The sequence below is a fragment of the Mycobacterium paraense genome, from assembly GCF_002101815.1.
GTDB classification, from domain to species: domain Bacteria; phylum Actinomycetota; class Actinomycetes; order Mycobacteriales; family Mycobacteriaceae; genus Mycobacterium; species Mycobacterium paraense.
Genome location: NZ_LQPM01000010.1, coordinates 15,572 through 34,529, shown reverse-complemented (window position 1 = coordinate 34,529; position 18,958 = coordinate 15,572). Strand labels below are relative to the sequence as shown.

At 71.7% G+C, this 18,958-nt stretch carries 15 protein-coding genes and 1 pseudogene; 6 read left to right on the top strand and 10 right to left on the bottom strand.

Annotated features, from left to right (window positions below):
- Positions 1-5 precede the first annotated feature (5 nt).
- The 3 genes and pseudogenes from lnt to AWB89_RS09035 form a co-directional block, all read right to left on the bottom strand.
- A pseudogene (gene lnt / locus AWB89_RS09045) lies at positions 6-2,809 on the bottom strand (apolipoprotein N-acyltransferase).
- Positions 2,802-4,334, bottom strand: a complete 1,533-nt coding sequence (locus AWB89_RS09040; protein ID WP_085173518.1) for an amidohydrolase — start codon at positions 4,332-4,334, stop codon at positions 2,802-2,804. Before AWB89_RS09040 ends, lnt begins: the two are co-directional and overlap by 8 nt.
- A gap of 124 nt (positions 4,335-4,458) precedes the next feature.
- Positions 4,459-4,983, bottom strand: coding sequence for an FxsA family protein (locus tag AWB89_RS09035; RefSeq protein WP_085172987.1), 525 nt, complete (start codon positions 4,981-4,983; stop codon positions 4,459-4,461).
- A 73-nt stretch (positions 4,984-5,056) separates the two neighbouring features.
- On the opposite strand from AWB89_RS09035, the gene AWB89_RS09030 reads away from it, so the two are divergent.
- Positions 5,057-5,764, top strand: coding sequence for a dienelactone hydrolase family protein (locus AWB89_RS09030; protein WP_085104767.1), 708 nt, complete (start codon positions 5,057-5,059; stop codon positions 5,762-5,764).
- Between the two features lie 24 nt (positions 5,765-5,788).
- On the top strand, positions 5,789-6,397 hold the full coding sequence (locus tag AWB89_RS09025) for a hypothetical protein (protein ID WP_085104765.1): 609 nt from the start codon (positions 5,789-5,791) through the stop codon (positions 6,395-6,397).
- Between the two features lie 11 nt (positions 6,398-6,408).
- On the opposite strand, the gene AWB89_RS09020 is transcribed toward AWB89_RS09025, so the two are convergent.
- The 3 genes from AWB89_RS09020 to AWB89_RS09010 are packed head-to-tail and all read right to left on the bottom strand — an operon-like array spanning position 6,409 to position 8,214.
- Positions 6,409-7,263 carry a type 1 glutamine amidotransferase domain-containing protein gene (locus AWB89_RS09020; protein WP_085172984.1) on the bottom strand — a complete coding sequence of 285 codons (855 nt, stop codon included), beginning with the start codon at positions 7,261-7,263 and terminating at the stop codon, positions 6,409-6,411.
- A 5-nt stretch (positions 7,264-7,268) separates the two neighbouring features.
- On the bottom strand, positions 7,269-7,655 hold the full coding sequence (locus AWB89_RS09015; protein ID WP_085104761.1) for a PPOX class F420-dependent oxidoreductase: 387 nt from the start codon (positions 7,653-7,655) through the stop codon (positions 7,269-7,271).
- A gap of 4 nt (positions 7,656-7,659) precedes the next feature.
- A complete protein-coding gene (locus AWB89_RS09010) occupies positions 7,660-8,214 on the bottom strand; it encodes a TetR/AcrR family transcriptional regulator (RefSeq protein ID WP_085172982.1) in 555 nt (184 codons plus the stop codon).
- Positions 8,215-8,322: 108 nt separating this feature from the next.
- On the opposite strand from AWB89_RS09010, the gene AWB89_RS09005 reads away from it, so the two are divergent.
- Entirely contained in the window at positions 8,323-8,775 is a 453-nt protein-coding gene (locus AWB89_RS09005) for a nitroreductase/quinone reductase family protein (RefSeq protein ID WP_085172980.1), read from the top strand.
- A 79-nt stretch (positions 8,776-8,854) separates the two neighbouring features.
- Here the strand turns inward: AWB89_RS09005 and cobN are convergent, their stop codons facing one another.
- The 3 genes from cobN to AWB89_RS27695 all read right to left on the bottom strand — a co-directional run bounded on the left by cobN (position 8,855) and on the right by AWB89_RS27695 (position 14,977).
- Positions 8,855-12,430: a cobaltochelatase subunit CobN gene (gene cobN, locus AWB89_RS09000; protein ID WP_085172978.1), complete on the bottom strand. Its 3,576-nt coding sequence runs from the start codon at positions 12,428-12,430 to the stop codon at positions 8,855-8,857.
- Positions 12,431-12,433: 3 nt separating this feature from the next.
- Entirely contained in the window at positions 12,434-13,108 is a 675-nt protein-coding gene (locus tag AWB89_RS08995; protein WP_085172976.1) for an alpha/beta hydrolase, read from the bottom strand.
- 81 nt (positions 13,109-13,189) lie between these two features.
- A complete protein-coding gene (locus AWB89_RS27695; protein ID WP_085172974.1) occupies positions 13,190-14,977 on the bottom strand; it encodes a nuclear transport factor 2 family protein in 1,788 nt (595 codons plus the stop codon).
- 113 nt (positions 14,978-15,090) lie between these two features.
- On the opposite strand from AWB89_RS27695, the gene cobG reads away from it, so the two are divergent.
- The 3 genes from cobG to AWB89_RS08975 are packed head-to-tail and all read left to right on the top strand — an operon-like array spanning position 15,091 to position 18,321.
- Positions 15,091-16,212 (top strand): precorrin-3B synthase, encoded by a 1,122-nt coding sequence (cobG, locus tag AWB89_RS08985; RefSeq protein WP_085173516.1) that lies wholly within the window; start codon positions 15,091-15,093, stop codon positions 16,210-16,212.
- 4 nt (positions 16,213-16,216) lie between these two features.
- Positions 16,217-16,843 (top strand): precorrin-8X methylmutase, encoded by a 627-nt coding sequence (locus tag AWB89_RS08980; protein WP_085172971.1) that lies wholly within the window; start codon positions 16,217-16,219, stop codon positions 16,841-16,843.
- On the top strand, positions 16,840-18,321 hold the full coding sequence (locus AWB89_RS08975) for a precorrin-2 C(20)-methyltransferase (RefSeq protein ID WP_085172969.1): 1,482 nt from the start codon (positions 16,840-16,842) through the stop codon (positions 18,319-18,321). Before AWB89_RS08980 ends, AWB89_RS08975 begins: the two co-directional genes overlap by 4 nt.
- Positions 18,322-18,325: 4 nt before the next feature.
- Here AWB89_RS08975 and AWB89_RS08970 read toward each other — a convergent pair whose 3' ends face one another.
- Positions 18,326-18,952 (bottom strand): flavodoxin family protein, encoded by a 627-nt coding sequence (locus AWB89_RS08970; protein ID WP_085172967.1) that lies wholly within the window; start codon positions 18,950-18,952, stop codon positions 18,326-18,328.
- Positions 18,953-18,958 lie beyond the last annotated feature (6 nt).

Genomic DNA, 18,958 nt, shown 5'->3' with positions numbered 1-18,958 from the left:
CGCCGCTAGCTGCGGTCGTCGGCGCGGATCGCGCGGGGACGGTTCGTTCGCCCCTCGATGCCCCATCGGGTGACCTTGACCAGCGCCTCGCGGATGTTCGATCCGCTCATCTTGGATACACCGAGTTCCCGCTCGGTGAAGGTGATCGGCACCTCGGCGATGACGAATCCGCTGCACACGGTGCGCCAGGTCAGGTCGATCTGGAAGCAATAGCCCTTGGAGTCCACGCCGTCGAGGCCGATCGTCTCGAGGACCTCGCGGCGGTAGGCCCGATAGCCGGCGGTGATGTCGTGGACGCCGATGCCCAGCGCCAGCCGGGCGTAGGTGTTGGCCGTCCACGACAGCGCCCACCGCCGCCATGGCCAGTTCCGCACCGCGCCGCCCTCGACGTAGCGCGAGCCGATGGCCAGGTCCGCGCCGGCGTCGACCGCGTCCAGCAGCAGGTGCAGCTGTTCGGGCGCGTGGCTGCCGTCGGCGTCCATCTCGACGAGGACCGAGTAGTCCCGGCTCAAACCCCAGGCGAATCCCGCCAGGTAGGCGGCCCCCAGGCCGTCCTTCGCGGTGCGGTGCATCACGTGCACGCGGTCTGGATCGGCCGCCGCCAGCTCGTCGGCGAGCTGCCCGGTGCCGTCGGGGCTGTTGTCGTCGACGATCAGCAGGTGCACGCCCGGGCACGCGTCCGTGAGCCGCCGATAGATCACCGGCAGGTTCTCCCGCTCGTTGAACGTCGGGATGATCACCAGGACGCGCTCGCTGGGACGGTTGCCCGGGACCCGGGGCGCCGGCTGGCCGGTGGTCATGTAGCTCCTCTGTGTCGCCCGAAATCAGGTTGCCCGCCCTCGTCGGGCGGCGTGTCGTCACCGCCGCCCACCTCCGGCGCAGCGTCTTGCGCGGTCTGGGCGTCGCCCTCGTCGGGCGGGGGTTCGCCCGGGGGCGTACCGGCGTCTTCCGGTTCACCGCGGGGCCGCGACCTCAGGCGAACCGGACGCACGAACCATCCATTGTGCCGTATCCCTACCAGAATGGCCGCTCCGGCCGCCAGCACCAGAACCCACTGCAGGATCGGGGCCCAGCGGGTTGCCGGCGTCAGCTTGGTCTTGAGGCGCACCTGCATGTCCAGGTAGGCGGGCTCGAAGAAGTCGGTGCGCGCCAGCTCGGCGCCGTCGGGGGCGATGACCGCGCTGATCCCGGTGGTGCCGGCGACCACGACGTAGCGGTCGTGCTCCACGGCGCGGACCTTCGCGAACGCCAGCTGCTGCTCGCTCATCGTCTTGTTGAAGGTGGCGTTGTTGCTGGGCACCGCCAGCAGCTGGGCGCCGTTGCGGACCGCCTTGCGCGGCGCCCGGTCGAAGATGACCTCCCAGCAGGTGGACACCCCCACCGGCACCCCGGCGATGTGCACCACCCCGCTGCTTTTGCCGGGCACCATGTGGCCGGCCCGGTCGGCGTACCCGGACAGGTGCTTGAACAGCCACGGCATCGGCAGGTACTCGCCGAACGGCTGCACGATTTCCTTGTCGTGGCGGTCGGCCGGCCCGCTGACCGGGTTCCACACGATGACGGTGTTCGTGTAGGCGGAGCTCTCGGGCGTGCGGCCGGGCACGTCGAGCACCGTGCCGATCAGTATCGGCGCGCCGATCGCCGCGACGGCGCGCGCGACCTGCTCGGCGGCGTCGGCGTTGGTGAGCGGATCGATGTCCGAGGAGTCCTCCGGCCAGATCACGAACTGGGGCTGCGGCGCCGCGCCCGAACGCACGTCGTCGGCCAGCCGCAGGGTCTCGCGCACGTGGTTGTCCAGCACCGCGCGGCGCTGGGAGTTGAAATCCAGGCCCAACCGCGGCACGTTGCCCTGGACCGCCGCGACAGTGACCGAGGGGTCCCCGCCCGCCCCCGCGCCGGCGTGGCGCACCTGCGGCCAGACGAGCACGGCGGCGAACAACACCAGGCTGATGCAGACGCCGGGCAGCAGGACGGCGGGCGGCGGCCCCGGGGCCTCGGCGGCCCGGGGGGCGTGACCGGTCTTCCACCACTTGGCGATTTCCAGCGCGATCGCGGTGGCGCTGAATCCCACCAGCATGACCGCCGTCGACAGCAGCGCGACGCCGCCGAGCTGAACCAGCGGCAACAACGGACCTTGGGTTTGACCGAACGCCACCGCACCCCAGGGAAAACCGCCGAACGGGAAGACGGACTTCAGCCACTCCTGGGCGGCCCACACCAGCGCGAACCAGACCGGCCAGCCGGGCAGCCGCCGCACGATGACGGCGCACAACCCGAACAGACCGGGAAAGAGCGCGCACGTCGTCGCCAGCGCCAGCCAGGGCACGGCGCCCACCAGCAAGCTGATCCAGGGCAGCAGCGGGATGTAGAAGGCCAGCCCGAACAGGAACCCGTAGCCGAAGCCTCCCGCGGTCGTGGTCGCCGGCCGCGTCAGCACCCACCCCAGCAGCGCGGCGGCGACGACAGCGGCCCACCACCAATTCATGACGGGGAAGCTGGTGAACAGCAGTAGCCCGCCGGCGATGGCGAGCGCGAGGCGCGGCAGGCGCGGCACCAGCGCGGCGCGGGCCCCGGGCAGCCGCGCGGCCGCCGCCCCGGCCAGCCCCGCCAGCGCCCGGCGTGCGAGCGCGCCCAGCCGATCGGCTGGCCCGGGTCCGTCGGGTGCCGGCTCTTCCGGCGCGGGGTGCACCTCGAGGGGCTCGTCGTCGCGGTCGGATTCGGCCTCTTCGCTGATCGGGTCCTCGGAGACCGGGGCGGCCTCCGGGTCCTGGCCGGATCGCTCCTCGCGTCCGAACCACTCCCTAGCCATGAACGACGGCGCCTCGGTGGACGGTTCGACGGCAGCGCGGCAGCGCGTCGGAGGGCCCCAAGCGCGGCAACGCGGGCACCCGGGAGCGCGGGTCGGTCGACCAGCGCTGGACGGCGTCGCGGGGCGCGAGGACGTCCAGGGTCCCGGCGTCCCACACGGCGTACGAGGCCGGGGCGCCCGGCACCAACGTGCCCGTCTGTCCGTCGCGGACGCCGGCCGCCCGCCAGCCGCCGCGGGTGGCGGCGGCGAACGCGGCCCGCGCCGACACCGCGCTGCCGGGGGTGTGGTGATTGACGGCCGCGCGCACGCTCGCCCACGGGTCGAGGCCCGTCACCGGGGCGTCGGAACCGAGCGCGAGGGGCACGCCTTGGGATGCTAACAGCGCGAGCGGGTTGAGTAGCCTGCCTCGTTCGGGGCCGAGTCGCCGCGCGTACATGCCGTCGGCGCCGCCCCACAGCGCATCGAAAGTGGGCTGCACGCTGGCGATGACGCCCCACGCGCCGAGTTTGGCCGCCTGGTCGGCGTCGACCATCTCCACGTGCTCCAGGCGGTGCCCGCAGCGCGCGACCGCGGCGACCCCGAGGTCCGCGACGACCCGTTCCAGCGCGGCGACAGCGGCCGACACCGCGGCGTCGCCGATGACGTGGAAACCGGCCGTCACCTCCGCCTCGGTGCAGGCCCGCAGGTGGCCTTCGATGGCGTCGGGATCCAAGTAGCAGGTGCCGACGCGGTCCGGCGCGTCGGCGTAGGGCTCGTGCAGCCACGCGGTGTGCGACCCGAGCGCCCCGTCGACGAACAGGTCGCCGGCCAGCCCGCGCGCGCCGGTCTCGCTGCTCAGTTGCCGCGCCTCGGCGGCCGTGGTCACCGCCTGACCCCAGTAGCCGATCACCTCGACGCCGTGGTCGAGTTCACGCAGCCGCAGCCAGTCGCCGAGCCCGCCGATCTCCGGGCCCGCGCATTCGTGCACCGCGACGATGCCGGCCGCCGCGGCGGCCTGGAGGGCGGCCTTGCGGGCCTCGGCCAGCTGCCCCGGCGTCAGCAGGTCGCGGGCGACCTTCCGAACCAGGTGATGGGCGTCGCCGGTCAGCGGCCGCTCGGGGGTGAAACCGGCCGCCGCGGGCAAGTCCGCGACCAACCGCCGCAGCCCTGTCGAGGCCAGCGCGGAGTGGACGTCGACGCGGGCCAGGTAGGCGGGCCGGTCGCCGAGGACCGCGTCCAGTTCGGCGGTGGTCGGCGGGGTGTTGTCCGGCCACGACGATTCGTCCCAGCCGTGTCCCCACACCGGTTGGCCGGGGTGGGCGGCGGCGAAGTCGGCGACCAGCCGGAGGCACTGGGCGCGCGACGTGGCGCACCGCAGGTCCAGGCCGCTGAGCGTGAGGCCGGTGGCGGTCAGGTGGATGTGGCTATCCACGAATCCCGGGGCGACGAAGCCGCCGTCCAGGTCCTCCACCTCGGCACCGGGAAACTGGGCGCGCCCGACGTCGTCGCTGCCCAGCCAGGCGACGACGCCGCCGCGCACTGCCATCGCGGTCGCGTCGGGGTGGGTCGGGCTGTGCACCCGGCCGTTGACCAGCAGCGTGGTAGGGGTGCCGGGCGGAGGATCGGCGGACGTCACAGCCCAAAACTACGTGCGGCGACCGCCGGAGCGGCTAATCCCACCCGGGGTGGCCGGGGAATCCGCCGCGCATCTCGTTGGGCAGGGCGGGCGCCCGGTACTCCCGGACATCGACGACCTCGCCGTCGATGTAGTCAGCCGGGCCCTCGGCCGGGTAGCCCCGGCGGCCGTCGGCGCCGAACAGCCGCGCGTCGGTGATCAGCGGCATCCGCCGTCGCCAACCGCGCAATCCGAGCGCGGTCAAGCCGGGGCGGGCGACCGACCGTATGGGCGGAACCAGCAGCAACAGCCCCAACACCGTGGTCACCAGCCCCGGGACCAGGATCAGGACGGTGGCCAGCGTGACCATGGTGCCCTCGCTCACCGCGCCGGGATCGGAGCGCAACTGCCGGACCTGCCGGAGGAGTTGGGATCCCGCCATCGGCGCCAGCACACCCCACGCGAGCAGGAAGGTGGCCAGCAGCACCAGCAGCGTCCAGCCCCATCCGACCGTCGAGACCAGGGCGATGACCGCCGCCAGCTCGACGACGGCGTAAATCAACAGCAGCCGCGACAACATGTCAGGGAAACGTCCGCGGGCGGTCCGCGAGTTCCCCTGGTGGCGCGCGTCCAGGCTGCAGTTAGATGACGCTATGACAACGATTGAGATCGACACGCCCGACGGACCGATCGATGCGCTGCTGGACGTTCCGCAGGGACAGGGCCCGTGGCCGGGCGTGGTGGTGATCCACGACGCGTTCGGGTACGGCCGGGACAAGCAGGCGACCAACGCGCGGATCGCCCGGGGCGGGTACCTGGCGCTCACTCCGAACCTGTACGCCCGCGGTGGCCGCATCCGCTGCATCACGCGCGTCATGCGGGAGATGCAGGCGCAGCGGGGCCGCGCGCTTGACGACATCCTCGCGGCGCGCGATTACCTCAAGGCGATGCCCGAGTGCTCGGGGCAGGTCGGCATCGCGGGTTTCTGCATGGGCGGCCATTTCGCCCTCGTCATGTCGCCCAAGGGTTTTGGCGCCTCGGCGCCGTTCTACGGCACTCCCCTGCCGCGCAACCTCGACAAGACCCTGGACGGGGCATGCCCGATCGTCGCGAGCTTCGGCGCCCGCGACCCGCTGGGCCGGGGTGCGCCGGAGAAGTTCCGGGAGGTGACCGAGGCCAAGCAGATCACCACCGACACCAAGGTGTACCCCGGCGTCGGGCACAGCTTCGCCAACACCCTTCCCGCGCAACCGCTGCTTCGCATCACGGGTTTCGGCTACGACCAGGCGGCCACCGACGACGCGTGGAACCGCATCTTCGCGTTCTTCGGCGAACATCTGGCGGCCGGGGCGGCGACGTAGCGCCGCCGGCCTTAAGTTACGACGATGCGCGGGTTGGAGATTCGGCGGCGGGCCGTGTGGCTGGGCATCGGCGCGGGGTTGGTCGTGCTCGCGGTCGCGATCGGCGTCGGTTTCCTCGCCCTGTCCGAGCGCGACGCCCGCGCGCCCACCCGCGACGCCGCGAGAACGGTTGCCGCCCAGGCCGGTTCGGGGAAGAACTTCAGCCCCAACGAGCAACAGCTCGTCGGCCTGCTGCCCCCGGGCTACAACCCCGCCGCGTGCACCCGGGCCACCGATCCGTTCCCGACCGCGGTCGCCAGCCTGGACTGCACCCAAAGCGCCGACTCGGGCACCCCGACCTACGCGCGCTTCACCCTCTACGACGACCTGGACGCGCTGACCGGTGATTTCCAGACGACCGCCAGCGGCATGCTGGTCTCGGCGTGCCCGGCCGACAACACCTTTCCGCTGCCCGGCACCTGGTCCAACGGCAACCAGATCGGCGGCAAGGTGGTGTGCGGCAGCGTCGCGGACCGCGCCAACATCGCCTGGACCCGCGACGCCCAGCTGCTGTTGGCCACCGTTAACGGCGGGCCAAACCTCGACAGCCTCTACCAGTGGTGGCAGCGCTACGGGATCCTGACGCAGCACTGAAAACCGCAGCATCACTTCAGCTTCCGCGACACGGCGGCCGCGAAGGTGTGCGTGTCACCCGGCCAGCGCGCCGACACATAGTTGCCGTCGTCGACGACGAACGCCGGGCGCGGGTCGGCGGCGGTGTCCCGCACCATCCCCGATGACCTGAGCCACCGGTGCGGCGAGCCGCGTCCCACGTCGCAGAAGTCAGCCGGATCTTTCAGGGCGCGAGTGACTTCCGCCTGCACGGACATGTACCCGCCGGGCTGGCCGGGCTCCTCGGTGTAGGTGCGGTAGTAGTTGCGGTCCCAGAACCGGGTGAGGCGGGTGATGTTCCACGCGGTGCGCTCCATCGCCCAGGTGAGCGCGGTCGTCTTGCGCCCGTAGAGCACCGAACGCCCGGTGGCGGGGTCGACGCTGCGCGCGGCGAGCAGCACGCCGTGACAGATCGCGCCCACGACCAGGCCGCGGGCGAAGGCGTCCACGACCAGCCGCTGCAGGAGGTCGCTGTCGACGTAGCTGCGCATGCCGCGGGCGCGGTGGCCGCCGGGCAGCAGCAGCGCGTCGATGCCGTCGAGCCCGGCGCGCGACCAGCTGACCGGGTGCCGGTATTCGGCCGACGCCAGCATGTCCCGGTACGCGCCGCGGCCGTCCCTGTTGGCCCGCAGCGCCAGCCCGACGAGCGGCACGGCGCCCAGCACGGGCAGCGCGGACCAGACGTCCAGGCCGCGCCCTGTCACCATGATGTCGTCGGCGACGCCGGGGGCGCCGCTTTCGGTGGCGAAGACCACCCGGTGCCCGTCGCGGGTGAGCACGCGCCAGCTGACGGCGACCTCGGTCGGGTCGAAGTCGCGATCCGGGGTCGGGATCAGGACGGTGCCCATTTGTATTAGCTTGGGGCCACTTTCAGCTCGAGGCCGACGTTGTTCTCCATGCCGCCGCGCAGCTTGCTGAAGAAGTTGAAGACCTTGCCGACGATGCCGTAGCGCTTGCCGATCGCATCGTAGACGGCCGCCGTCTGCGACTTGTCGAGGATGGCCGCGGTGCCCTCGACGGCCTCGCTGGTCGGCTTGCCCTGCATGGTGCAGGTGGCGAGCGTGACCCGGGGCGTGTTGCGGATCCGCTTGACCTTCCACGATTTTTCCTGGGTGATGACGAGCAGCCGGTCGCCGTCGGCCGCGGCCCAGATCGGAACCGGCTTCGGCCTTCCGTCCTTGGTGAAGGTGGTCAGCAGGATGTACTGGGCCTTGGCGAGGTCGGCGAAGGTGGGCGTCACGGTGTCAACCTACGGCAAATTGGGCGGTGAGCACACGCCTCACCCGCCGCAGCGGGGTCGGCGATCGTTGCGCCACCGACATGATGACCGCGCCCTCCACGGCGGCAACCGCGGTGGTGGCCAGGTCGGCGGCCGCCGATCGTTCCATGCCGGCCTCGCGGAGGAGCCGGGCCAAGAGGCCCTCCCAGGTGCTGAACGCCGCCGCCGCGGCGTCGGCAGCGGCGGGCGCGTCCGCTCGGCCCAGCGTCGCCGCGACGATCGGGCAGCCCGCCGTGTAGTCGCTGTCGGCCAGCATCGCTTCCCACATCTGCAGGAAGGCGGCCACGGCTCGCCCGGGATCGGCGTCCTGCAGGCAGTCCTGAATCGCTTCCGTGAGCTCGGCGCTCGCGGCTTCCGTCGCCGCCTGGACGAGCTCCGGTTTGCCGCCCGGGAAGTTCAGATACAGCGTTCGGCGCGCCAGACCGGAGTGGTCAAGCAGCGCCGACACGCTCGCGCCGGCGACCCCGGCGGTACGAACGAGGGCAATTGCGCTGGAAATCAAGCGCTCCCGTGCGGACATGGACCTTCCTCGCCTTCGCCGTTCAGCATCCACTTGCGGTAGACCGATTATTCTACTAGCTTGACAACCAGATAGTAGACCGATCGATCTAGCGCCGGAGGGCTAACCATGTCGAGCGAAGCCATCGCGACCCGGCGGGCCGTCCGGAAATTCCGCCGCGAGCGCCTCATCGGGCGTTACCTCGCCAACCCGGCCGTGGCGCTGCTCGGCCGCCTCGGGATCCGGACGACGTTCGCGACCGAGCTCGAAACGACCGGACGAAAATCCGGGGCCCGCCGGCGCGTTCCGGTGTCCGCCAACTTCGACGATCAAGGCGCCTGGGTGATCTCCCAACACGGGCGGCGCAGCGGGTGGGCCCTCAACGTCGCGGCCGACCCGAAAGTGCGCATCCGGCAACGCAACCGGTGGCGCTCCGGCGTCGCCCGGTTCGAGCCCGACGACGACCCGGCAAAGCGGGCCGGCACGTTCGCGACCTCACGGCTGTGGTCGCCGGTCGTCGCCGCGACCTTCCGCGCCCTGCAGTCCGACCCGATCAGCGTCCGGATCGACTTCACGGACTGACACCCGCGAGCAGACGCAGAATCGCACGCGACTGGTGTTATTTATGCGATTCTGCGTCTGCTCGCGAACGTAAGGCGGGCTAGCCTTCCAGGTCGCCCTCGGTCTCGAGCAGCGCCTGACGCAGCCCGTCGAGCGTTTCCGGTTGCGGCTGCTCCCACATGCCGCGGCCCGCGGCCTCGAGCAGCCGCTCGGCCATGCCGTGCAGCGCCCACGGGTTGGATTCCGCCATGAACTTGCGGTTTTCGGCGTCCAGCACGTAGCGCTCGGTCAGTTGCTCATACATCCAGTCGGCCATCACACCCGCGGTGGCGTCGTAGCCGAACAGGTAGTCCACGGTGGCCGCCATCTCGAATGCGCCCTTGTAGCCGTGCCGGCGCATCGCCGCCATCCAGCGCGGGTTGACCACGCGGGCGCGGAACACCCGGGTCGTCTCCTCCGACAGCGTGCGGGTGCGAATCGCGTCGGGCCGGGTGTTGTCGCCGATGTAGGCGGCGGGGGCCTGGCCGGTCAGCGCGCGCACCGTCGCGACCATCCCGCCGTGGTACTGGAAGTAGTCATCGGAGTCGGCGATGTCGTGCTCGCGAGTGTCGGTGTTCTTGGCCGCCACCGCAATCCGGCGGTACTGGCGGTTCATGTCGTCGACGGCCTCACGCCCGTCCAGGTCCCGCCCGTAGGCGAAACCGCCCCAGGCGGTGTACACCTGCGCGAGGTCGGCGTCGTCGCGCCAGTTGCGGCTGTCGATCAGCTGCAGCAGCCCGGCGCCGTAGGTTCCCGGCTTCGACCCGAAGATCCGTGTGGTAGAGCGCCTTACGTCACCGTGCTGGGCCAGGTCGGCCCGGGCGTGCGCGCGCACGTAGTTGTCCTCGTCGGGCTCGTCGAGGTCGGCGACCAACCGGACCGCGTCGTCGAGCATGATGACGACGTGCGGGAAAGCGTCGCGGAAGAACCCCGAAATGCGCACGGTGACGTCGATGCGCGGGCGGCCCAGCTCGCCCAGCGGGATCGGCGTCAGGCCGACGACGCGCCGTGACGCGTCGTCCCAGACGGGCCGGACACCCAGCAGCGCAAGGACTTCGGCGATGTCGTCGCCGGCGGTGCGCATCGCCGAGGTGCCCCACACCGACAGCCCCACCGATTGCGGCCACTGCCCGTGGTCGGCGCGGTACCGGGTCAGCAGCGAATCGGCCAGCGCCACACCGGCTTCCCAGGCCAGCCGCGACGGCACCGCCTTGGGGTCCACGGAGTAGAAGTTGCGCCCGGTGGGCAGGACGTTGACCAGGCCGCGCAGCGGCGAGCCCGACGGGCCGGCGGCGATGAACCGGCCGTCCAGAGCCTTGAGCACCTGCTCGATTTCGCCCGCGGTGCCGGCCAGCCGGGGCACCACCTCGGTGGCAGCGAACCGCAGCACCGAGGCGACGTCGGCGTCGTCGGTGAGCCGGTCGGCGGCGTCGGGATCCCAGCCGGTGGCCTGCAGCGCCCCGACCAGTTCCCGGGCCGCGGCCTCGGCCCGGTCGACCGACGACCGTTCGTCGGTGCCGTCCTCGGCCAGGCCCAGGGCCTGCCGCAGCCCCGGGATGACGTGCTCGCCGCCGAACAGCTGGCGCGCCCGCAGGATCGCCAGCACGAGATCGAGTTCGGCCTCCCCCGTGGGCTTTTGGCCGAGGACGTGCAGCCCGTCGCGGATCTGCACGTCCTTGATCTCGCACAGCCACCCGTCGACGTGCAGGATCATGTCGTCGAAGGCGTCCTCGGCGGGCCGCTCGGTCAGCCCGAGGTCGTGGTCCATCTTGGCGGCGCGGATCAGCGTCCAGATCTGCTGGCGGATGGCGGGCAGCTTGCCCGGATCCAGCGCGGCCACGTTCGCGTGCTCGTCGAGCAGTTGCTCCAACCGCGCGATGTCGCCGTAGGTTTCGGCGCGCGCCATCGGCGGGATGAGGTGGTCGACGAGCACGGCGTGCGCGCGCCGTTTGGCCTGAGTGCCCTCGCCGGGGTCGTTGACCAGGAACGGGTAGATCAGCGGGAGGTTGCCCAGCGCGGCGTCGGGCCCGCAGGCCGCCGACATGCCCAGCGTCTTGCCGGGCAGCCATTCCAGGTTGCCGTGCTTGCCGAGATGGACGATCGCATCGGCGTGGAATCCGGCGTCCAGCCAGTGGTAGGCGGCGAGGTAGTGGTGGCTGGGCGGCAGGTCGGGGTCGTGGTAGATGGCGACCGGGTTTTCGCCGAACCCGCGGGGCGGTTGCACCATCAGGACCAGGTTGCCCGCTTGCAGTGCGGCGATGACGATTTCGCCGTCGGGGTCGCGGCTGCGGTCGACGAAGAGGTCACCTGGCGCCGGCCCCCAGTGCGCCTGCACGGCATCGGTGAATTCGCTTGGCAGCGTGGCGAACCAGGCCCGATAGTCCTTGGCGGAGACCCGGATCGGGTTGCCTTCCAGCTGTCCCGCGGTGAGCCAGTCGGGGTCTTGGCCGCCGCGTTCGATCAGCGCGTGGATCAGGGCGTCGCCGTCGCCGGCCTCGACGCCGGGCAGATCTCCCACCCGGTAGCCGCGCTCCCGCATCGCCCGCAGCAGCGCGACCGCGCTGGCCGGCGTGTCCAGCCCGACCGCGTTGCCGATGCGCGCGTGCTTGGTGGGATAGGCCGAAAAGACCAGTGCCACGCGCTTGTCGGCGGGGCCGACGTGCCGCAGCCGCGCGTGGCGGAGCGCCAGGCCCGCGACGCGCGCGCAGCGTTCCGGGTCGGCGACATAGGAGATCAGCCCGTCGTCGTCGATTTCCTTGAACGAGAACGGGACCGTGATGATGCGGCCGTCGAACTCGGGCACCGCGACCTGGCTGGCCACGTCGAGCGGGCTCAGGCCGTCGTCGTTGTCGCGCCATTGGTCGCGGGGGCTGGTCAGGCATAGCCCCTGCAGGATCGGGATGTCCAGGGCGGCAAGGTGTTCGACGTTCCAGCTGTCGTCCTGACCGCCGGCCGCCACGGTCGCGGGCCGCAGTCCCCCGGCGGCCAGCACGGTGACCACCATGGCGTCGGCGTCGCCGAGGCGGTGCAGCAGTTCGGGTTCGGCCGTGCGCAGCGAGGCGCAGTAGACGGGCAGCGCCCGTCCGCCGGCGTCTTCGATGGCCCGGCACAGCGATTCGATGTAGGCGGTGTTGCCGGCCAGCTGCTGGGCGCGGTAGTACAGCACCGCGATGGTGGGGCCATCGGCGTGCCTGGCATCCGGCCGGTCCAGCTCGCCCCACGTCGGGGTCACCACCGGCGGGGTGAAGCCGAAGCCGGTCATCAGGACCGTGTCGGAGAGGAAGGCGTGCAGCTGGCGCAGGTTGTCCACGCCGCCGTGGGCCAGGTAGATGTGCGCCTGGACCGCGATGCCGGCCGCCAGGGTCGATAGGCCGGTCAGCTCCGCGTCGGCGGCCTGTTCGCCGCTGACCAGCACCGTCGGGACGCCGCTAGCGATCACAGTGTCGATGCCGCTCTGCCAGGCACGGTATCCGCCGAGGATGCGGACGACGACGATCTCCGCGCCGGCGAGCAACTCCGGCAATTCCTCATCGGAGAGCCGCGACGGGTTGGCCCACCGATAGTTCTTGCCGCTGGAGCGGGCGCTGATCAGGTCCGTGTCGGACGTCGACAGCAGCAGGATGGTCGGCTCAGCCACCCATCATTCGTACCGCAGCGTCGCCGCGATGCGGGCGGCGACCTCGGCGGCGACCCGTTGCGCCTCCTCGCTCCTCCCCGGCTCGTAGCGATCCGCGACGGGGTCGTAGTCCGCGCCGGCGATCGACCCGTGATCGGCGGCCAGCTCCACCAACTCGACGGGCCAACCCACCGCCCGCAGCTCCGCGGCGAAGTCCCTGCTGGCCGCCACCGGCACGGCGTCGTCGGCGAGGCCGTGCAGCAGCGTGAACGGCGCACCGACGCGGTCGGCCGACAGCATGTCGCTCGGCGGGCGACCGGAGATCGGATCGGGGACCATGAAGGCGCCGGCCAGGCACACCGTATGGGCCAGGGCGAGGTCGAAGCGCGCCGCATCGAGTGTGAGGCCCGCGGCGGCACACCCGCCCAGCGACCACCCGACGAGGACAAGGGCGGCGTCCGCGGCCAGATCGCGGGCGAAGTCGAGCGAGCGCAACAGGTCGGCGCGCCCGCCGTCGTCGGCGTGCGAATTCCAATCGGGCGCCACCACCGCCGCGCCGCGGTCGGCGAGCATGCCGGCCAGCGGCCCGACGGCGGCGCGGGCGTCGGTCTGCATTCCATGCCACAGCAAGACCGTGGGTTGGGCTGAGTCGCCGAACACGTCGACCAAACGCCCCGGGGCGTACTCCTGCGTCCTCACGGGGACGAGTGTGCCCACGGTGATGCGGATTCAATCGCGCCGAACGTCTGGCCGGGGCGAAAGCTCCGCGCGAACCCGCAACTAGCCGGTCGCCACCCGCTTGCTGCCGAACACGCGTTCCTGCATGGCGGTATCGCCGAAGGAGTGGGCCTTGACGACCTTGCCGTCGCGGAACTCGAACACGTCGGCCTCGTCGGCGCTCTCGTCGCCGACGGTGACCCGGGTCAGGACGATGACGACGTCGCCGTCAGCGAGGTAGCGCTTCGTCTCGACCTTGGTCGCCTTCTCCGACAGCCGCATGAACAGTTCGGTGAGCTCGTTTTTGCCCCGATACGTTCCGCCAATCATGCTGTCGCCGTTGATGGTCCACTCGGCCGAGTCGCTGAAGACATCCAACGCCGCTTCCAGGTCGCCCGCGGTGAACGCCTCGTAGCCCTTCTTCGTGACCTCGATGTTGTCGTTCGACATCTGACTTCCCTTCTCTTCCTTGTGGTTAACTTCGAGCCTGTCGTCGACGGCTTGCACACCGGCCGGCCGACGGCTGCAGGCTCGAGCGACGCGGCGCAAGACCGACGGACGGAACAACCGGGCCGGCGGGTCGACCATCGCCGTGACCCGCATGAACTGCCCGGCGACGACGGGGTCGACCTCGACGGCGGTCAGGACGCGCTCCAGGAAGGCGTTGCTGATGCGCATCGGCATCGGCCGGCGCCCTTCGACTTCGGGGAGGGCCAAGTCGGAGCCGGCGGCGGTCTGCCAGGCCACCCGGACGGTTTTCGCCGACGCGCGGAAGAAGCGCCGCGCCAGGCCGCGATCCCCGCGAAGCAGGCAGTCCCGCAGCACCGTCGCCTCGATCGCGGCGACCGTCATGCCCTGCCCGTAGATGGGGTTGAAGCAGCACACCGCGTCGCCGACCACCAGCAGGCCTTCGGGAGTGCGCCGCATCTTGTCGTAGCGCCGCCAGCGGTTCGAGGGCACGCGATGGTGCACCACTTCGCCCAGCGGTTCGGCCGCACGCAACGCGTCCAGCACCTGCGCGGGCACGAAATCCTCTGCGTATTCGATCATTTCGGCGGTCGCGCCGGGCGGCTGCAGCCCGGCCATGGCTCCGACCCCGAACATCCAGGTGTCGTTTTCGTTTCTGATCAGGCCGAACATCTTGGGCCGCCCCGGTTCCGGGAAGAGGGCGATCATGTGTTGGCGGATCGCGCCGGGCTCCAGGCGCAGCAGCTGGCACGCGTAGGCGAGCTGGACCGTCACCTCGTCCTCCTGCGGACGGCCGTAGCCGAGTTCCTCCAAGAACACCGGCATGCGAGACCCCCGGCCGGTCGCGTCGACGACGAGGTCGGCGTGAAGCGCCTTCCCGCGCTGCTGGACCCGGTCCTCCACCCTGGCCCCGATCACGCGATCACGGGCCGGCGTGGTGATCAGGCCGACCACGTCGTGGCATTCGAGGAAGGTGATGTTCGGAAACGCCTTCACCCGTCGGCGCACGTTCCATTCCAGCAGCGGCCGGCTCGGGAAGAGGACCACGGGCGGGTTCGGCGCCCTGCCGGATCGCGGCGTGGTGTGCCCGCCAACCGATATCGACACCTTCGAGAAGTCGCCGTCGTCCCAGATGCCGGCGCCGTTGGCGGTGAGCTCGCCCACGAAGCCGGGGAACAGTTCGTCGAGGACCTGCGTGCCGCGTGCGGCCAGGGCGTGGATCAGCCTGCCCTGCGGAACGCCGCGCCGGTTGATGGGATGGAGGGGCAGGATGTCTCGTTCGACCACCGTGACCCGGTCGTAGAAGTCGGCGAGCACGCGGGCCGCCAACAGGCCGCCCATGCTTGCTCCCAACACCACCGCATGACCACCGCGCTGTTCCATGCATGCTCCTGACCTGGAAGGAATGGGGCAATCGCAGTGTCCGGCGCGGCGTTGCCGGGCGGCTAGCGTAGTCGGCTACTTAACTGCCGCGGCGGCGGTCGTACCGTGTGGTGATGGCCCGCGAACGCGACACCGACGCTTGCCCGGGTGCGCTGCAGGTGCATCAGGCGGCCGATGGCGCGCTGGTGCGGGTCCGACTGCCCGGGGGCAGCATCTCGGCCGCCCAGCTGGCGACGCTGGCCGGCGTCGCGACCGAGTTCGGGTCGGGCACGCTCGAGCTGACCGCACGCGGCAACGTGCAGGTGCGCGGCATCACCGACGTCACGGCGGTCGCCGCGGCCGTCGCGGGGGCCGGGCTGTTGCCGTCGCCGACGCACGAGCGGGTGCGCAACATCGTGGGCTCTCCCCTGTCCGGCCGGCTCGGCGGGGAAGCCGACGTGCGCGGATGGGTGAGCGAACTCGACGCGGCGATTTGCGCCGAATCCAGCCTCGCGGAGTTGGGCGGCCGGTTCTGGTTCGCCATCGATGACGGCCGCGGCGACGTCTCCGGGCTGGGTGCCGACGTCGGGGTGCATGCGCTGGGCGACGGCGTCGCGATGGTGGTGACGGGCCGGGACACCGGCGTGCGGCTGACCGTCGACGAGGTGGTGCCGGCGCTGGTCGCGCTGGCCGTGCGGTTCGTCGAGATCCGCGGAAAGGCTTGGCGCGTCAGCGAATTGGCCGATCCCGCGGAGCTGCTGCCCGATGCGGACATGAGCGCCGCGCCGTTCCCGCCCGTCACGAAGGGCCCGGTGGGGTGGATCGACCAGCAGGACGGCCGGGTGGCGCTGGGCGCGGCGGTGCCGCTGGGCGTGCTGCCCGCGCGGGTCGCGGAGTTCCTGGCCGCGATCGAGGCCCCGCTGGTGGTCACGCCGTGGCGGTCGGTGCTGGTGTGCGATCTCAGCGAGGAGGTGGCGGACACCGCGCTGCGGGTGCTGGCGCCGTTGGGGCTGGTGTTCGACGAGAACTCCCCCTGGCTGAACGTCAGCGCCTGCACCGGCAGCCCCGGGTGCGCGCACTCGGCGGCCGACGTGCGGGCGGACGCCGCGCTGTCGCTGCAGGCGCCGGACGCCGACGCCGCGGCACACCGTCATTTCGTCGGCTGCGAGCGGGCGTGCGGCAGCCCGCCGGCCGGTCAGGTGCTGGTCGCCACCGGACAGGGATACCGGCTGCTTCGCGACCAGCCCTTAAGGTGAGCGGGTGCTCGACTACATCCGCGACGCGGCCGAAATCTACCGGCAGTCGTTCGCGGCCATCCGCGCCGAAGCCGACCTGGCGAGATTTCCGGCCGACGTCGCGCGGGTGGTGGTCCGGCTGATCCACACGTGCGGGCAGGTCGACGTCGCCGACCACGTCGCCTACACCGACGACGTCGTCGCGCGGGCCGGCGCCGCGCTGCACGCCGGCGCCCCGGTGCTGTGCGATTCGTCGATGGTGGCCGCCGGGATCACCGCCGCCCGCCTGCCGGCCGGCAACCGGGTGGTGTCGCTGGTGGCCGACCCGGGCGCGGCCGACCTGGCCGCGCGGCGCCGCACCACCCGCTCGGCGGCCGGCGTGGAGCTGTGGGCCGAGAAGCTGCCGGGCGCGGTCCTGGCGATCGGCAACGCCCCCACCGCGCTGTTCCGGCTGCTCGAGCTGATCGACGAGGGCGTCTCCCCGCCGGCGGCGGTGCTCGGCGGCCCGGTCGGGTTCGTCGGGTCGGCGCAGTCCAAGCAGGAGCTGATCGACCGTCCGCGCGGGATGTCCTATCTGGTGGTGCGGGGCCGCCGCGGCGGCAGCGCGATGGCCGCGGCCGCCGTGAACGCGATCGCGAGCGACGCCGAATGAGCGCGCGGGGCACCCTGTGGGGCGTCGGGTTGGGACCCGGCGACCCGGAGCTGGTGACGGTCAAGGCCGCCCGGCTGATCGGCGAGGCCGACGTGGTGGCCTACCACAGCGCCCGGCACGGCCGCAGCATCGCCCGCGGGATCGCCGAACCGTACCTGCGGCCCGGCCAGATCGAGGAACACCTGGTCTATCCGGTGACCACCGAGGCGACCGACCATCCCGGCGGCTACGCGGGCGCGCTCGAAGACTTCTACGCCGAGGCGACGCGGCGCATCGCCGCGCACCTCGACGCCGGTCGCGACGTGGCGCTGCTGGCCGAGGGCGACCCCCTGTTCTACAGCTCCTACATGCACCTGCACACGCGGCTGACGGAGCGGTTCAACGCGGTCATCGTCCCGGGCGTCACGTCGGTGAGCGCCGCCTCGGCCGCCATCGCCACGCCGCTGGTGGCCGGCGACGAGGTGCTGTCGGTGCTGCCCGGCACCCTGCCGGTGGCCGAGCTGACCCGCCGGCTCGCCGACGCCGACGCTGCGGTGGTGCTCAAGCTGGGCCGCTCGTATCCGGCTGTGCGCGAAGCCCTTTCGGCGACGGGGCAGCTGGACGACGCGTTCTACGTGGAGCGGGCCAGCACGTCCGGGCAGCGGATCCTGCCGGCCGGGGAGGTCGACGAGACCGGCGTGCCGTACTTTTCGCTGGCCATGCTTCCCGGTGGCCGTCGGGGGCATCGCCGGCCGCCGCGGGCGGGCACCGTCGCCGTCGTCGGCCTGGGGCCCGGGCACAGCGACTGGATGACGCCGCAGAGCCGGCGGGAGCTGGCCGCCGCGACCGACCTGATCGGCTACAGGACTTACCTGGATCGCGTCCCGGTCCGCGAGGGGCAACGGCGCCACCCCAGCGACAACACCGACGAACCCGCGCGTGCGCGACTGGCCTGCGCGCTGGCCGAGGAGGGGTGCGCCGTCGCGGTGGTGTCGTCGGGTGACCCGGGGGTGTTCGCGATGGCGACCGCGGTGCTGGAGGAAGCCAAACAGTGGCCGGGGGTGCGGATCCGGGTGGTCCCGGCGATGACGGCCGCCCAGGCCGTCGCCAGCCGGGTCGGCGCGCCGCTGGGCCATGACTATGCGGTGATCTCGCTGTCCGACCGGCTCAAGCCGTGGGAGGTGATTTCTGCGCGGCTGGCCGCCGCGGCCGCCGCCGATCTGGTGCTGGCCATCTACAACCCGGCGTCCAAGGCCCGCACCTGGCAGGTCGGCGCGATGCGCGACGTGCTGATGGCCCACCGCGAGCCCGGCACGCCGGTGGTGATCGGCCGCGACGTGTCCGGCCCGGCGGAAGACGTCCGCGTGGTGCGGCTGGCCGATCTAGACCCCGCCGAGGTCGACATGCGCTGCCTGCTGATCGTCGGCTCGTCGCAAACCCAGTGGTACTCAGACGATTTCGGCGACCGGGTGTTCACCCCCCGGCGCTATCCGGGGTGACCTGTTACTCGTACGGCGGATAGGGGCTCTGCCGTAGCGCGGCCGCCAGGTGCACCGCATTGCGGGCCGCGGACTCGGTGGTGGTCGCGACCACTTCCGGCACCTCGTCGAGGTCGCTGAAGTCCCCGCCCTGCATTGCCTCGCCGTTCCAGTACGTGCAGCCCTGCGCCGGTATGGAGAATCCGATGTCGTTGAGGGCCTGGAAGAGGTCGGCGACGATCTTGTGCGCGCCGTCCTCGTTGCCCACCACGGCGGCCAGCGCGACCTTGCCCACCATCTTGGGCCGGCCGGCGTCGTCCTTGTCGGAGATCTCGGCGTCCAGTCGCTCCAGGACGCGCTGGGCGACGCTGGACATGTGACCTACCCACGTCGGGGTGGAGACCACGACGATGTCCGAGGCCCGGACCTTCTCGAGCAGCTGCGGCCACTCATCCCCCGGGCCCATGTCTGATTCCGTTCCGGGCAGCAGGTTCAAGTCGACGCAGCGGACCTTCTCGCCGTCGGCGCCGGCCTTGCGCAGCTGCTCGAGCACCTGGTCGGCCATCAGCTCGCTACTCGAGGTCGCGGGACTCTTCTTCAACGTGCAGATCAATGCGACGGCGCGCAGCCGTTGCTGTGTTGCCGTAGTCATGCTGGC